General features: G+C 71.4%; 13 protein-coding genes and 1 pseudogene. 10 read left to right on the top strand and 4 right to left on the bottom strand.

The window, feature by feature from the left end:
* Positions 1–237: 237 nt before the first annotated feature.
* The 3 genes from purU (ACFYE1_RS16610) (at position 238) to ACFYE1_RS16600 (ending at position 2,788) form a co-directional block, all read left to right on the top strand.
* Positions 238–1,158: a formyltetrahydrofolate deformylase gene (gene purU, locus ACFYE1_RS16610; RefSeq protein ID WP_387745389.1), complete on the top strand. Its 921-nt coding sequence runs from the start codon at positions 238–240 to the stop codon at positions 1,156–1,158.
* A gap of 116 nt (positions 1,159–1,274) precedes the next feature.
* Complete coding sequence (locus ACFYE1_RS16605; protein WP_387745386.1) at positions 1,275–1,898, top strand: cyclodeaminase/cyclohydrolase family protein; 624 nt, start codon at positions 1,275–1,277, stop codon at positions 1,896–1,898.
* Positions 1,895–2,788: a bifunctional 5,10-methylenetetrahydrofolate dehydrogenase/5,10-methenyltetrahydrofolate cyclohydrolase gene (locus ACFYE1_RS16600; RefSeq protein ID WP_387745383.1), complete on the top strand. Its 894-nt coding sequence runs from the start codon at positions 1,895–1,897 to the stop codon at positions 2,786–2,788. The genes ACFYE1_RS16605 and ACFYE1_RS16600 overlap by 4 nt, the downstream gene beginning before the upstream one ends.
* 59 nt (positions 2,789–2,847) lie before the next feature.
* Here ACFYE1_RS16600 and ACFYE1_RS16595 read toward each other — a convergent pair whose 3' ends face one another.
* Positions 2,848–3,513, bottom strand: a complete 666-nt coding sequence (locus ACFYE1_RS16595) for a GntR family transcriptional regulator (RefSeq protein ID WP_387745380.1) — start codon at positions 3,511–3,513, stop codon at positions 2,848–2,850.
* 178 nt (positions 3,514–3,691) lie between these two features.
* Positions 3,692–4,360 (bottom strand): GntR family transcriptional regulator, encoded by a 669-nt coding sequence (locus ACFYE1_RS16590; protein ID WP_387745377.1) that lies wholly within the window; start codon positions 4,358–4,360, stop codon positions 3,692–3,694.
* Between the two features lie 167 nt (positions 4,361–4,527).
* Between ACFYE1_RS16590 and glyA the strand changes: the two genes are divergently transcribed.
* From glyA to purU (ACFYE1_RS16555), 7 genes are read left to right on the top strand one after another with little or no spacing between them, the layout of a single operon-like run.
* Positions 4,528–5,823 carry a serine hydroxymethyltransferase gene (gene glyA / locus ACFYE1_RS16585; protein ID WP_387745374.1) on the top strand — a complete coding sequence of 432 codons (1,296 nt, stop codon included), beginning with the start codon at positions 4,528–4,530 and terminating at the stop codon, positions 5,821–5,823.
* Positions 5,823–7,040, top strand: coding sequence for a sarcosine oxidase subunit beta family protein (locus tag ACFYE1_RS16580; RefSeq protein ID WP_387745371.1), 1,218 nt, complete (start codon positions 5,823–5,825; stop codon positions 7,038–7,040). Before glyA ends, ACFYE1_RS16580 begins: the two co-directional genes overlap by 1 nt.
* A 14-nt stretch (positions 7,041–7,054) precedes the next feature.
* Entirely contained in the window at positions 7,055–7,342 is a 288-nt protein-coding gene (locus ACFYE1_RS16575; RefSeq protein WP_387745368.1) for a sarcosine oxidase subunit delta, read from the top strand.
* On the top strand, positions 7,339–10,254 hold the full coding sequence (locus tag ACFYE1_RS16570) for a sarcosine oxidase subunit alpha family protein (protein ID WP_387745365.1): 2,916 nt from the start codon (positions 7,339–7,341) through the stop codon (positions 10,252–10,254). The genes ACFYE1_RS16575 and ACFYE1_RS16570 overlap by 4 nt, the downstream gene beginning before the upstream one ends.
* Positions 10,247–10,903 (top strand): sarcosine oxidase subunit gamma, encoded by a 657-nt coding sequence (locus tag ACFYE1_RS16565; protein WP_387745362.1) that lies wholly within the window; start codon positions 10,247–10,249, stop codon positions 10,901–10,903. Before ACFYE1_RS16570 ends, ACFYE1_RS16565 begins: the two co-directional genes overlap by 8 nt.
* The gene (locus ACFYE1_RS16560; protein WP_387745359.1) at positions 10,903–12,306 is read left to right on the top strand and encodes an L-serine ammonia-lyase; all 1,404 of its coding nucleotides are present in this window, start codon (positions 10,903–10,905) and stop codon (positions 12,304–12,306) included. The genes ACFYE1_RS16565 and ACFYE1_RS16560 overlap by 1 nt, the downstream gene beginning before the upstream one ends.
* A gap of 52 nt (positions 12,307–12,358) precedes the next feature.
* Positions 12,359–13,201 (top strand): formyltetrahydrofolate deformylase, encoded by an 843-nt coding sequence (purU, locus tag ACFYE1_RS16555; RefSeq protein WP_387745357.1) that lies wholly within the window; start codon positions 12,359–12,361, stop codon positions 13,199–13,201.
* A gap of 388 nt (positions 13,202–13,589) precedes the next feature.
* On the opposite strand, the gene ACFYE1_RS16550 is transcribed toward purU (ACFYE1_RS16555), so the two are convergent.
* Positions 13,590–14,270 (bottom strand): MBL fold metallo-hydrolase, encoded by a 681-nt coding sequence (locus ACFYE1_RS16550; RefSeq protein WP_387745355.1) that lies wholly within the window; start codon positions 14,268–14,270, stop codon positions 13,590–13,592.
* Positions 14,267–14,500, bottom strand: a pseudogene (locus ACFYE1_RS16545) (S-(hydroxymethyl)mycothiol dehydrogenase); the annotation flags it as partial. The gene ACFYE1_RS16550 and the pseudogene ACFYE1_RS16545, both read right to left, overlap by 4 nt.

The following is a 14,500-nucleotide window of genomic DNA, read 5'->3' as shown; positions in this document are numbered from 1 at the left end:
CGTCCCCTCCGAACACCACATCGGCGCCTTCCACGACTGGATCACCGACACCCTCAGCGACACCACCCCGGCGTCCGGCAACTAGGCACCGTCCCCCGGGCGGGACCCGGATCCGCCGTGCGGCTGATGGTCGGCCCGGCACCGCATCGAGCCCGTCGACGCGGTGCCGGGCCGACCTGGGACCCCACCGGTCCGTCCGTCACACCCAGCAGTCGAACACCCAGGCAGGAGCCTTCCATGACCCTCGCAGACACCCTCTCCTCCGTCGTGCAGCCGGCTGTCGTCCCCGCGGGGTCGACCCGCCGGAACGCGCCGTCACAGTTCGTGCTGACCCTCACCTGTCAGGACCAGGTGGGGATCGTCCACGCCGTCACGGAGTTCCTCCTCGCCCACGGGGCCAACATCAACGAGCACCAGCAGTTCGACGATCCGGTGCACGGGCTCGTCCACCTGCGCACCGCTTTCAGCGGTTCGCTCGAGCTGACCCACGAGACGCTGCAGCGGAACTTCGGCCCCATCGCCGAGCGGTTCGGCATGCGCCACCGGATCCACGACCAGACCCCGCCCCGGCTGCTGGTGATGGTGTCGAAGAGCGGCCATTGCCTCAACGACCTGATCTTCCGGTGGCGGGCCGGGGGCCTCGGGGGAGAGATCGCCCTGGTGGCCTCCAACCACGAGGATCTCCGTCCCATGGCCGAGGCGGCGGGCCTGCCGTTCATCCACATCCCCGTCTCCACGGCCACCAAGGAGGAGTCGGAGCAGCGGCTGCTGGAACTGGTCGAGGAGCACCACGTCGACCTGGTGGTGCTGGCACGCTACATGCAGATCCTCTCCGACGACCTGTGCCGCGCGCTGGAGGGGCGGGCCATCAACATCCACCACTCCTTCCTGCCCGGGTTCAAGGGAGCCCGCCCCTACCACCAGGCCTACGAGCGCGGCGTGAAGCTGGTCGGGGCCACCGCCCACTACGTCACGGGGGACCTGGACGAGGGACCGATCATCGAGCAGGAAGTCATCCGGGTGGACCACACCCACGACCCTCGCGCCCTGGCCACCGTGGGACAGGACGCCGAGGCGCTGGCCCTCTCCCGCGCGGTCCGCTGGCACTGCGAGCACCGCGTGCTCCTGGAGGGCTCCAGCACCGTCGTCTTCCGCTGAGCCGTGCGGCCCCGAGCCTGCTTCGACACCGGGGGCGGGGCCGCAGCGTCTTGTCCACCGGCAGGATCCGCCGCCACCCATCGCAGTCCATCCACGCCCACCGAAGGAAACAGACCATGATCGGTTCGGAGACCCTCAACGACTACCTGGAACGTCTGGCATCCCGGGAGCCCACGCCCGGGGGTGGGGCGGCCGCAGCCCTGCACGCGGCCCAGGGAGCTGCCCTGATCGCCATGGTGGCGCGATACACCACCGGCGCGCGGTACGCCCAGCACGAAGAGCAGTCCCTCCGGATCGCCGCCCGCGCCGACGACATCATCCCGGAGGCGCTGCGCCTGGCCGACGACGACGAGAAGGCCTTCGCAGCCGTGATCGCCGCCTACCGCCTGCCCTCCGCCTCGGAGGAGGACCGTGCCGCTCGTTCCCTGGCCGTCCAGCAGGCCACGATCGCGGCGGCCGCACCGCCGCGGGCGCTGATCGGCCTGGCGACGGAGGTCATCGACCTGGGCCGGGAGCTGGCCGAGTTCAGCAACCCCCATGTGATCAGCGACGTGGCCGCCGCCTCCGAGGCGGCCCGGGCCGCCATCGCCACGGCCCTGATCACGCTGGACATGAACATCAGCGCGATCACGGACGAGAGGACCCGGGCGGACTTCGCGGACGAGCTCCAGGACGGCCACGACGCCGTCCTGTCGGCCCAGGCCGTGACGGACCGCGTGCGCGAGAAGGTGATGGCATGACCGCGCACCGGCTGACCGGGGCCCCAGTCGCACAGCGGTTGCGGGCCGAGACCGACGGCAACGTCGCCACCCTGCGCCGACGCGGAGCGGTCCCCGGTCTGGCGGTCGTGGTGGCCACCGACCACGAGGCGACCCTGTGGTACGTCCGCTCCATCGCACGAGCCGCGGACAAGGCGGGCGTGCACTGCACCGTCGTCGACCTCGGGGCCGACGCCGGCGCGGACGAGCTCATCTCGACGCTCACGCTGCTCAGCGCGGACGAGGACGTCCACGGGATCATCCTGCAGACGCCCCTGCCACCGGGAGTGGACGGGGACGAGCTGGTGGCCCACATCAGCGCGGCCAAGGACGTCGACGGCGCCAACCCTCTGAGCCTGGGGCGCCTGACCGTGGGCCAGGAGGCCTTCGCCCCCGCGACGGCCCGGGCGGTGGTGGAGATCCTGGAGCACTACGAGGTTCCCCTCGCCGGCCGGCACGTCTCGGTGGTGGGCCGCTCCACGGTCGTCGGCAAGCCGCTGCTGCAGCTGCTGCTCCAGCGGGACGCCACCGTCACCGTCTGCCACTCGCGCTCCCGGCCGCTCGAGCGGTACACGTCCGAGGCGGAGGTCGTCGTCGCGGCGGTCGGGCGGCCAGGTCTGCTCACCGGAGCGCTCGTCCGGGCCGGCGCGGTGGTCATCGACGTGGGCACCAACGTCCTCGACAACGGCGACCTGGTCGGCGACGTGGAGCCCGTCTCGACCACCGAGGTGGCCGCGGCCCTCACGCCGGTCCCCGGCGGTGTGGGCACCGTGACGACCGCCCTCCTTCTGCTGCACACGACACAGGCGGCGCTGCAGGCCGGCGGGGAGACGGCGTCCGTCCGGGCGTCGGGGCAGGGCGCTTCGGCCTGAACGGGGGACCGCACTCAGGCCGGTGCGGAGCACCGTCCTCCGTGCGGTCCCCCGGCAGTTCAGAGCACCTGGCGGATCTGTGTCTCGAAATCCCTGACGTGCGTGAGCATGATCTCCCCGGCCTCCTCCGCCTCGCCGGCCAGCACCGCTCTCAGCAGCTCGCTGTGGACGGTGATGTGCTCCTGCAGCTGCGGGATGCGGTCCGCGACCACGCACCAGATCCGGGTGGCGAGATTGCTGTAGCGCTCCAGCGTGACCTGCAGGTGGGAGTTGCCGGCCGCCGCGTAGACCGCTCGGTGGATCTGCACGTCCCAGCGCAACGCCTCGTCCCTGTCCAGCCACGCTGTGCCGGCCCCGTCCAGCCGGTCCCGCAGACCCTCCAGCTGAGCTCGTGCGTCCCCGCCGCGCCGCTCTGCCGCGAGACGGGCGGCGAGGGGCTCCAGCACCTCGCGCACCTGCGAGATCTCCGAGAGGGCGGTGATGTCCACGGTGGTGGCGAACGTCCCGCGACGGGAGTACGTGACCACCAGGTGCTCGGACTCGAGCCGTTTGAGCGCCTCGCGCAGCGGTGTCCGCCCGAGCTGCAGCTCCTGCGAGAGACGTCCCTCGTTGAGAGGGGCGCCCGGGGGGATGTCCAGGAAGATCAGCCGGTCCTGCAGCTGCAGGAACGCCTGATCGGCCAGGGAGAGCGGCTCGCCCTGGGAGTGGAGGGACGTGGTGGACATGACGTGGTGTGCACTTTCCGTCGGCGTCGGGGAGCCACCGCGAGCGGACTTCCCCAGGAAGGACCTTTCCCCTACCGTAGCGTCATGCACCGGCAGATCCGGACCGGCACATGACCGAGGTGCTCCGTCGCGCTCCCCCGGTCCTCGCCGCGGAGGCGCCGTCCGGGACCGGACCGGTTCACAGCACGATCCGCATGGTCCGTTCGAAGCTGGTGACGTGGTCGAGGGCGAGGCCGGCGGCTTCGTCGGCGCGCCCGGCGGTGATCGCCTCCAGCAGCTGCACGTGCTCGTGCACGTGCCCGGATACCCCGGGCAGCCGATCCAGGACGAGGCACCAGATGCGGGTGGCGAGATTGTCCAGCCGGACCAGCGTCTCCTCGAGGTGGTCGTTGCCGGCGGCCCGGTAGATGAGGCGGTGCACGTCGAGGTCCGCGCGCATGAACGTCCGGTTCGTCGCATCGCCGCCGGCGAGCTCCTCGAGAGTGCGGACCAGATCCTGCATCTGCTGCCGCAGGGCCGGCGGAGCCGACAGGGCGGCCTTGTGCGCAGCGAGCGGTTCGAGGTGCCGGCGGAGTTCGGAGACGTCGGACAGCGCCGTGATGTCCACCTGCGTGGCGAACGTCCCCCTCCGGGCATAGGAGACCACCAGGTGGTCCGTCTCCAGCCGCTTGAGCGCCTCCCGGACGGGGGTCCTGCCGATGCCCATCTCGGACGCGAGGAGCGCGTCGTGGATCATGGCGCCCGGGCGGATCTCGAGCATGGTGAGGCGGTCGCGCAGCCGCCCGTAGGCCTGGTCGGCCAGCGACACGGGGGCCTCCGGACAGGACGCGGTGATGGTGGCGCTCATGACTTCCCTCCTGGATCGGGACCGGCGGATCGTGGCCGGCGGCCGCAGTTGACGGCGGCTGTCCGTCATCCATTGACACCCCCGACACCCTTAGCATACCTTTGAACCACAGCTGATATATCAAACTCGTATCAGCCTTGCAACGCGATCCGTTTAGGAGCTCAGGGATGCCCGATCTGAACACTCACCTGGCCGAAGCCGACCCGGAGATTGCGGCGGCCATCGACCAGGAGCTGGTCCGCCAGCAGTCCACGCTGGAGATGATCGCCTCGGAGAACTTCGCTCCCGTGTCGGTGATGGAGGCACAGGGTTCGGTGCTGACCAACAAGTACGCCGAGGGCTACCCCGGCCGGCGGTACTACGGCGGCTGCGAGCACGTCGACGTGGTCGAGCAGCTGGCGATCGACCGCCTCAAGGCGCTGTTCGGCGCCGAGGCCGCCAACGTCCAGCCCCACTCCGGGGCCCAGGCCAACGCCGCCGCCATGTCGGCGCTCCTGGACCCGGGGGACACCATCCTGGGCCTGAACCTCGCGCACGGCGGGCACCTCACCCACGGGATGAAGCTGAACTTCTCCGGCAAGCTCTACAAGGTCGCCGCCTACGGCGTGTCCGAGCAGGACCACCGCATCGACATGGCCGAGGTCGAGCGCCTCGCGCTCGAGCGCCGGCCCAAGCTCATCGTCGCCGGGTGGTCGGCCTACACCCGGCAGCTGGACTTCGCCGAGTTCCGCCGCATCGCCGACCAGGTCGGCGCCTACCTGATGGTGGACATGGCCCACTTCGCCGGACTCGTGGCGGCCGGGCTGCACCCCAACCCCGTCCCGCACGCCGACGTGGTGACCACGACCACCCACAAGACCCTCGGCGGTCCGCGCGGCGGGGTGATCCTGTCCAAGAAGGAGCTGGCGAAGAAGATCAACTCCGCCGTCTTCCCGGGCCAGCAGGGCGGCCCCCTCGAGCACGTGATCGCCGCCAAGGCCGTGGCCTTCAAGTACGCCTCGACCGAGGAGTTCGCCGACCGCCAGGCGCGCACCCTGGAGGGCGCCCGGATCCTGGCCCGGCGGCTGCTCTCCCCGGAAGTCATGGCCACCGGGATCAACCTCGTCAGCGGCGGCACCGACGTGCACCTGGTGCTCGTGGACCTGCGGAACTCCGAGCTCGACGGCCAGCAGGGCGAGGACCGCCTGCACCGCGTGGGCATCACGGTCAACCGCAACGCCGTCCCCTTCGACCCGCGTCCGCCCATGGTCTCCTCCGGCCTGCGGATCGGCACCCCGGCCCTCGCCACCCGCGGCTTCGGCGCCGCCGAGTTCACGGAAGTGGCCGACATCATCGCCACGGCCCTGACCTGTGAGCTCACCGAGGAGATCACCGAGCAGCTGCGCGACCGGGTGGCCGCCCTGGCCGAGCGGTTCCCGCTCTACCCGAACCTGTCCACTCCCGTTCTGAACGGAGCGCTGTGATGGCTGATCTGCTGCCGGAGCACCCGGACTTCCTGTGGCACAACCCGGACCCGAAGACCTCCTACGACGCCGTGATCGTCGGCGGCGGCGGCCACGGGCTCGCGACCGCCTACTACCTGGCCAAGAACCACGGCATGACCAACATCGCCGTGCTGGAGCGGGGCTGGCTGGCCGGCGGGAACATGGCCCGCAACACCACGATCATCCGCTCCAACTACCTGTGGGACGAGTCCGCGGCGATGTACGAGCACTCCCTGAAGCTCTGGGAGATCCTGCCGGAGGAGCTGGAGTACGACTTCCTCTTCTCCCAGCGCGGGGTGATGAACCTGGCGCACACCCTGCAGGACGTCCGCGAGTCCGTGCGGCGGGTCAACGCGAACAAGCTCAACGGCATCGACGCGGAGTGGATCAGCCCGGAGCAGGTCAAGGAGCTGTGCCCGATCATCAACATCGGGGACGACATCCGCTACCCGGTGATGGGGGCGACCTACCAGCCGCGCGCCGGCATCGCCAAGCACGACCACGTGGCGTGGGCCTTCGCCCGCAAGTGCGACGAGCTGGGCGTGGACATCATCCAGAACTGCGAGGTCAACGGTTTTGTCATGGACGGCGACCGGGTGGTGGGGGTGGAGACCTCCCGCGGGCGGATCAACGCCGGCAAGGTCGGCCTCTGCGGGGCCGGGCACAGCTCCGTCCTGGCGGAGCTCGCCGGGTTCCGGCTGCCGATCCAGTCCCACCCGCTGCAGGCCCTGGTCTCGGAGCTGCACGAGCCCGTGCACCCGACCGTGGTGATGTCCAACCACGTGCACGTCTACGTCTCCCAGGCCCACAAGGGCGAGCTGGTCATGGGCGCCGGCGTGGACGCCTACAACGGCTACGGCCAGCGCGGCGCCTTCCACGTCATCGAGGACCAGATGGCGGCCGCGGTGGAGCTCTTCCCGATCTTCGCCCGCGCCCACGTGCTGCGGACCTGGGGCGGCATCGTCGACGTCACCCTGGACGCCTCGCCGATCGTCTCCAAGACGCCCGTGGACCAGATGTACGTCAACTGCGGCTGGGGAACCGGCGGGTTCAAGGGAACTCCCGGTGCCGGCTACTCCTTCGCCCACACCATCGCCAACGACGAACCCCATCCCCTCAACGAGCCCTTCGCCCTGGAGCGTTTCGAGACCGGGGTCCTCATCGACGAGCACGGCGCCGCCGCCGTGGCCCACTAGGAGGCCGGACCACCATGCTGCTGATCGAGTGCCCCAACTGTGGGCCGCGCGACGAGACCGAGTACCAGTACGGCGGGGAGGCCCACGTGCCCTATCCCGAGGACCCCAACCAGCTCTCCGACAAGGAGTGGGCGGAGTACCTCTTCTACCGCAACAACCCCAAGGGCCTGCTCGCGGAGCGGTGGGCCCACGCCGTCGGCTGCCGCCGCTGGTTCAACGTCGTCCGCGACACCGTGACCTATGAGATCAAGGCCGTCTACAGGATCGGCGAGCCCCAGCCCGAGATCGGAGGCGTCAAGTGAGCGCCCAGACCCACCGCCTGCCGGCGCAGCAGAGCACGGCCGGCAGCATCGACCGCACGAAGCCCGTGCGCTTCACCCTCGACGGGCAGGAGCACACCGGGTTCGCCGGCGACACCCTGGCCTCGGCCCTGCTCGCCGCGGGACGCATCCGCTGCGGGGACTCGATGTACCTGGGCCGTCCGCGCGGCATCGTGTCCGCCGGCGTGGAGGAGCCCAACGCCCTGGTCAAGGTCGCCGCACGCACCGGGGCCGACGTCGACGAGTCCATGCTCCCGGCCACCACGGTGGAGCTGACCGACGGCCTGCGGGCGTCCTACCTGCGCGGCCTCGGGCAGCTCGATCCCCGCCAGGACGAGGCCCTCTACGACCACAAGCACGTGCACACCGACGTCCTCGTCGTCGGGGCCGGTCCCGCCGGGCTGGCGGCGGCCCGCGAGGCCGCCCGCTCCGGGGCCCGGGTGATCCTCATGGACGAGCAGCCGGAGGCGGGAGGCTCCCTGCTGTCGGGCCGCGACGAGGTCGTCGACGGCCTGCCGGCCCGCGCCTGGGCCGAGCGCACCCTCACCGCTCTGGCGGCCGAGCCCGAGGTCACGGTCCTGCACCGCACCACGGCCTTCGGCAACTACGACAACAACTACGTCGTCGCCGTCCAGCGGCGCACCGACCACCTCGCCGACGCCCCCGGACCAGGCGTGTCGCGTGAGCGGATCTGGCACGTGCGAGCGCAGCAGGTGGTGCTCGCCACCGGCGCGCACGAACGGCCGGTCGTGTTCGCGAACAACGACCGTCCGGGCGTCATGCTCGCCGGCTCGGTGCGCACCTATCTCAACCGCTACGCCGTCGCCGCCGGCCAGGCGGTGGTCGTGGCCACCACGAACGACTCCGCCTACGACCTGGTGGCCGACCTGGCCGCCGCCGGCGTCCGCGTCGCGGCCGTGGTCGACTCGCGCCCGGAGGTCCACGGCCGGGCCGCCGACATCGCCGCGAGCACCGGGGTGCGCCTGTTTCCCGGCAGCGCCGTGGTGGACACCGCCGGCGACGGTGAGGACGGGCGGATCAGCGCCGTCACGGTCGCCGGGCTCGACGAGTCCGGCACGCCGGCCGGTCCCACCACGACCGTGGACACGGACCTGCTCGCCGTCTCGGGCGGGTGGACCCCGGTCGTCCACCTGCACAGCCAGCGCCAGGGCAAGCTGAGCTGGGACGAGCGCCTCGCCGCGTTCGTGCCGGCCGCCCCGGTGCGGGGCCAGCACACCGCGGGCTCGGTCAACGGCACCACCGACCTGGCGTGGTGCCTCACCGAGGGTGCCCTCGCCGGCGCCGAGGCCACCCGCCGGGCCGGCTTCGAGCCCCAGCCCGAGACCCCGCACGCGCAGAGCACGGAGTCCTCGCCCGTCCGGCCGCTGTGGCTGGTGCCCGGGTCCGAGGACGGGTCCTCCGACTGGAAGCGCCACTTCGTGGACCTCCAGCGCGACCAGACGGTCGCCGACGTGCTGCGCTCGACCGGCGCCGGCATGCGCAGCGTCGAGCACGTCAAGCGCTACACCTCCATCTCCACCGCCAACGACCAGGGCAAGACCTCCGGGGTCAACGCCATCGGCGTGATCGCCGCCGCCCTGAACAGCACCGACGTGGGCGGCATCGGCACCACCACGTACCGCGCGCCCTACACCCCCGTGGCCTTCGTGGCCCTGGCCGGGCGACGGCGCGGCGAGCTGTTCGACCCGGTGCGGCTGACCTCGGTCCACCCCTGGCACGTGGCCCAGGGGGCCCTGTTCGAGGACGTCGGGCAGTGGAAGCGACCCTGGTACTACCCGCAGGCCGGGGAGGACATGGATGCCGCGGTGCTGCGGGAGTGCGCGGCAGTCCGCGGATCCGTGGGGTTCATGGACGCCACCACCCTGGGCAAGATCGAGATCCGGGGCCAGGACGCCGGCGAGTTCCTCAACCGCGTCTACACCAACGCCTTCAAGAAGCTCAAGCCCGGCATGGCCCGCTACGGAGTCATGTGCACACCGGACGGCATGGTCTTCGACGACGGCGTGACCCTGCGCCTGGACGAGGACCGCTACTTCATGACGACCACCACCGGTGGTGCGGCCAAGGTCCTGGACTGGCTCGAGGAGTGGTCCCAGACCGAGTGGCCGGAGCTGGACGTGGTGTTCACCTCCGTCACCGAGCAGTACACCACCGTGGCCGTCGTCGGCCCCAAGTCCCGGGCCGTCATCGGCAAGCTCGCGCCCGAGCTGGACCTGTCCAACGAGGCGTTCCCGTTCATGGCCTTCCGCGAGACCGTCCTGGCCTCCGGGGTCCCCGCCCGGATCTGCCGGATCTCCTTCTCCGGGGAGCTGGCCTTCGAGATCAACGTCTCCTCCTGGTACGGCCTGTCGGTCTGGGAGTCCGTCGCGGAGGCCGGCGCCGAGTTCGGCATCACCCCCTACGGCACCGAGACCATGCACGTGCTGCGCGCGGAGAAGGCCTTCCCCATCGTGGGCCAGGACACCGACGGCACCGTCACCCCGCAGGACCTGGGGATGGAGTGGGTGGTGTCCAAGACCAAGGACTTCATCGGCAAGCGCTCGTACGACCGCCCCAGCGCCACCAGCCCCGACCGCAAGCAGCTCGTGGCGGTCCTGCCGGTGGACCGGACGTTCCGGCTGCCGGAGGGTGCCCAGCTGGTCGATCACGGCACTCCCATCACCCCGGAGCAGGGGCCCGTGCCGATGGTCGGCCACGTCACCTCCAGCTACCTCAGCGCCGCCCTGGACCGGACCTTCGGACTGGCCCTGGTCGAGAACGGCCGCAACCGCATCGGTGAGACGCTCCAGGCCCCGCTCGACGGGCAGCTCGTGGACGTCGTCATCGCAGAACCCGTGCTCTACGACCCCGAAGGGAACCGCCGAGATGGCTGAGCAGCTCCTGTCCGACATCACCCGCCTCCGCCGCAGCCCGCTGGCCCACCTGCGAGAGCAGATGTCCGGTGCCTCCGTGGCCGGAGCACGCGGCGTGGGTCTGCGCGAGATCCCGTTCCTGACCATGGTCGGGATCCGGGTGGCGCCCGGCTCGCCCGCAGCCGAGGCGGTCGAGGCCGCCGCCGGTGTGCCTCTGCCGACCGGTCACGGCGGGGTCACGGGCAGCCCCGGGGGCACGGCCGTGGTGTGGATCGGCCCCGACGAGTTCCTGCTGGTCGGGCCCCAGGACGCCGGCGCTCCGCCGGCCGGCTCGCCCGGGCTGTCCACCGACCCCGCCGTCCCCGAGCTGATCGCCGCGCTGGGCGGTGAGCGGGGCGCCGTCGTCGACCTCTCGGCCAACCGCACGACCCTCGAGCTGGACGGGCCGTCGGCCCGGGCCGTGTTGGAGAAGGGCTGCCACCTGGATCTCCACCCACGGGCCTTCGGCCCCGGCACCGCGGTCTCCACGACCCTGGGACCCGTGCCCGTGGTGCTGTGGCGGACTGCCGAGCAGACCTGGCGGATCATGCCGCGGGCCTCCTTCGCCGAGTACACCGCCCGGTGGCTGCTGGACGCCATGACGGAGTTCGCCGCCCCCGAGGTTCTCTGATGGCCCTGTCCGTCCTGGACCTGTTCTCCGTCGGCATCGGCCCCTCCTCGTCCCACACGGTGGGGCCCATGCGGGCCGCCCGGCTGTTCACGGAGGGGCTGGCCGGCGACGACCTCCTCGACTCGGTCTCCAGGGTCCGGGCCGAGCTGTTCGGTTCGCTCGGAGCCACCGGTCACGGGCACGGTTCGGACAAGGCCGTGATCCTGGGGCTGCAGGGCGAGGACCCGGAGACCGTGGACACCGACACGGCCGACGCCCAGGTGCGGACGAGCACGGAGCGCCGGGAGCTGCGCCTGGCGGGGCTCCGTGCGGTCCCCTTCGACCGCCCCGAGGACGTCGTCATGCACCGGCGCAAGTCGCTGCCGGCGCACCCCAACGGCATGACGTTCTCCGCCTACGGGACGGACGGTGAGCTGGTGCGGGAGCGCACCTTCTACTCGGTAGGCGGCGGATTCGTGGTGGACGGTGACGTGTCCGGGGCGGACCGCATCGTCCAGGACACCACCGAGGTGCCCTTTCCGTTCACCACCGGCCGGCAGCTCCTGGAGCACTGCCGGCGCGAGGGGACGTCGATCGCCGGGATCATGCTCGCCAACGAGCTGTCCTGGCGCAGCGAGGAGCAGCTCCGGTCGAGCCTGCTGCACATCTGGGCCGTCATGCAGGAGTGCGTGGAGAACGGGTGCACGCGCACGGAGGCCCGGCTGCCCGGCGGGCTGAAGGTCCGCCGCCGGGCGCCGGCCCTGCGGGCCCGGTTGCGGGAGGCCGAGGCGGCCGCCGACGCCTGTCCTGTCCGGCCGGCGTCCGATCCGCTGCAGGCCATGGAGTGGATCAACCTCTACGCCCTGGCGGTCAACGAGGAGAACGCCTCCGGCGGGCGGATCGTGACCGCCCCGACCAACGGGGCGGCGGGCATCATCCCCGCCGTGCTGCACTACTACGCCCGGTTCATCGCCGGCGCGGACGAGGACGGCGTCGTGGAGTTCCTGCTGACAGCGGCGGCCGTCGGCATCCTCATCAAGGAGAACGCCTCCATCTCCGGCGCGGAGATGGGCTGCCAGGGCGAGGTGGGCTCGGCCTGCTCCATGGCCGCCGCAGGCCTGTGCGCGGTGCTCGGCGGCACCCCGGAACAGGTGGAGAACGCCGCCGAGGTCGGCATGGAGCACAACCTCGGGCTGACCTGCGACCCGGTGGGCGGACTCGTGCAGATCCCGTGCATCGAGCGCAACGCGATCGCCTCTGTCAAGGCCATCAACGCCGCGCGCCTCGCCCTCCAGGGCGACGGCGAGCACACGGTCTCGCTCGACCAGGTCATCAAGACCATGCGCGAGACCGGAAACGACATGAAGATTAAGTACAAGGAGACCTCCCGTGGTGGATTGGCCGTCAACGTCATCGAATGCTGAGCAGCTCCGGCAGCCGCAGGCCGTGTCCACGGCGCCTCCCGCGACGGAGCTGGTGCTGACCCTCGACTGCCCCGAGAAGCCGGGGATCGTGCACGCCGTCAGCGGTGTGCTGCTGGAGCACGGGTGCAACATCGTGGAACTGACGCAGTTCGACGACCGGCGGCTCGGACAGTTCTTCATGCGCGTGCACGTCGCCTCGGCCACGGAGGAGGGCCTCGACCCCGACGCCCTCCGGGTCGACCTGGCCCCGGTGGCCGAGCGCTTCGACATGCGCTGGGAGCTCAGCGAGCACGGGTCGAAGCGGCGGGTGCTGGTGATGGTCTCCAAGTTCGGCCACTGCCTCAACGACCTGCTTTTCCGCGCCCGGACCGGGGACCTGCCCGTGGACATCGTCGCGGTCGTCTCCAACCACCGGGACCACCAGCGCCTCGTCGAGTGGCACGGCATCCCGTTCTTCCACGTGCCCGTCACCCCGGACACCAAGCCGGAGGCCGAGGCCCGCCTGCTGGAGCTCGTGGACCGCTTCGAGGTGGACCTCGTGGTCCTGGCCCGCTACATGCAGGTGCTCAGCGACTCGCTGGCCACCCGGATGGAGGGGCGTGTGATCAACATCCACCACTCGTTCCTGCCCAGCTTCAAGGGCGCCAAGCCGTACCACCAGGCCTACGAGCGCGGGGTGAAGACCGTGGGCGCCACGGCGCACTACGTCAACGCCGAGCTGGACGAGGGGCCGATCATCGCTCAGCAGCTCGTGGACGTGGACCACACCCACGGCCCGGAGGACCTGGTGGCCGCGGGGCGGGACACCGAGTGCAAGGCCCTGTCCAACGCGGTGAAGTGGCACTGCGAGGGCCGGGTCATCCTGCACGGCAACCGGACGGTCGTCCTGCGCTGAGCCGCAGGCCGGTCGGGAGACCGGCGGCACACGGCGCCGGGAGGGCCTCCGTGATGGGCACCCCATCACGGAGGCCCTTCTCACGGTCCGGACTCCCGTACGACTCCTCGCGGCAGGCCGTAGGAAGACGTACCGCATGGAGAGACCTCAGGAGGTCCGGGCCGCACGAGCCCTCACGCCGGCAGTGCGGAGTGTCCCGGCCGTCGGGTCGCGTCACGGCGCAGCCCGTCGCGCCCAGGCCTCCCGGCTCACCCGCTGGAGCCGAATGTCCCGACCGAGCTGGGACGCCGTCCGTTCGCGGCCCCGGGCCACGAACGGACGATCCCCCCGGGGGCGAGTGCCTCCGAGGGGATCGTCCTGCACGCCGGCCGGAGCCGGGTCCTCAGCCTCAGTGGCCGCGGTCGATCCACTCCTGCAGGTGGGGGGCCTCGGCCCCGATGGTGGTGGTGTCCCCGTGGCCGGTGAGCACCTCCGTGGTCTCGGGCAGGGTGAGCAGCCGGTCGCGGATGGAGTCGACGATCGTGGGGAAGTCGGAGTAGGACCGGCCGGTGGCTCCGGGGCCGCCCTGGAAGAGGGTGTCCCCGGAGAACAGCACCCCGCCCTCGCCCAGGTCCGGGGCGAAGAAGCACACCGAGCCGGGCGAGTGGCCCGGGGTGTGCAGCACGGTCAGGCGCACCCCGCCCACCGTGTAGACGTCACCGTCGCCGATGATGCGGTCGAAGCGCGTGGTCGGATACACCTGCTCCCAGAGCATCGTGTCCTCCGGGTGGAGGTACACCGGTGCCCGCAGCTGCTCGGCGACGGCCAGGACGGCGCGGATGTGGTCGTCGTGGCCGTGGGTGAGCAGGATCCCGGCCACGGCCCGCCCGCCCACGGCCTCCACGACCTTCCGGGGGTCGTGGGCCGGGTCGATGACCAGGCACTGCTCGTCGTCGCCCACGATCCACACGTTGTTCTCGACCTCCCAGGTGCCTCCGTCCAGGGAGAACGTCCCGGCGGTGACCAGCTGCTCGACACGCACCCGGCCCGAGGCGTCCGTGCGCGGCACGGCGGCCTGCCGCGCGGTCATCGGGCCGCTCCGGCCGGTGCGGCCACGCCGGTCTCCGCGTCGTCCGCCTGCTCGGCGTCGCGCCCCTGCGCGCCGGTGGCGGCACGGTCCAGTTCCACCACGGAGCGCAGCACGGTGCCGGCCTTCATCTTCGCGAAGGCCTCCTCCACGTCGCCCAGGCCGATCCGTTCGGTGACGAACCCGTCCAGGTCCAGCCTGCCGAGCCGGTACTGGTCCACGAGCATCGGGAA

This window comes from Kocuria nitroreducens, from assembly GCF_042879195.1.
GTDB lineage: Bacteria > Actinomycetota > Actinomycetes > Actinomycetales > Micrococcaceae > Kocuria > Kocuria nitroreducens.
Note: the sequence above shows the minus strand (reverse complement) of the source record. Positions and strands in the feature narration are given on the sequence as shown.

Coding starts and splice junctions, on each gene's coding strand:
- purU (WP_387745389.1), top strand. CDS start 238: ATGACCCTCGCAGACACCCTCTCCTCCGTCGTGCAGCCGGCTGTCGTC.
- ACFYE1_RS16605 (WP_387745386.1), top strand. CDS start 1,275: ATGATCGGTTCGGAGACCCTCAACGACTACCTGGAACGTCTGGCATCC.
- ACFYE1_RS16600 (WP_387745383.1), top strand. CDS start 1,895: ATGACCGCGCACCGGCTGACCGGGGCCCCAGTCGCACAGCGGTTGCGG.
- ACFYE1_RS16595 (WP_387745380.1), bottom strand. CDS start 3,513: ATGTCCACCACGTCCCTCCACTCCCAGGGCGAGCCGCTCTCCCTGGCC.
- ACFYE1_RS16590 (WP_387745377.1), bottom strand. CDS start 4,360: ATGAGCGCCACCATCACCGCGTCCTGTCCGGAGGCCCCCGTGTCGCTG.
- glyA (WP_387745374.1), top strand. CDS start 4,528: ATGCCCGATCTGAACACTCACCTGGCCGAAGCCGACCCGGAGATTGCG.
- ACFYE1_RS16580 (WP_387745371.1), top strand. CDS start 5,823: ATGGCTGATCTGCTGCCGGAGCACCCGGACTTCCTGTGGCACAACCCG.
- ACFYE1_RS16575 (WP_387745368.1), top strand. CDS start 7,055: ATGCTGCTGATCGAGTGCCCCAACTGTGGGCCGCGCGACGAGACCGAG.
- ACFYE1_RS16565 (WP_387745362.1), top strand. CDS start 10,247: ATGGCTGAGCAGCTCCTGTCCGACATCACCCGCCTCCGCCGCAGCCCG.
- ACFYE1_RS16560 (WP_387745359.1), top strand. CDS start 10,903: ATGGCCCTGTCCGTCCTGGACCTGTTCTCCGTCGGCATCGGCCCCTCC.
- ACFYE1_RS16550 (WP_387745355.1), bottom strand. CDS start 14,270: ATGACCGCGCGGCAGGCCGCCGTGCCGCGCACGGACGCCTCGGGCCGG.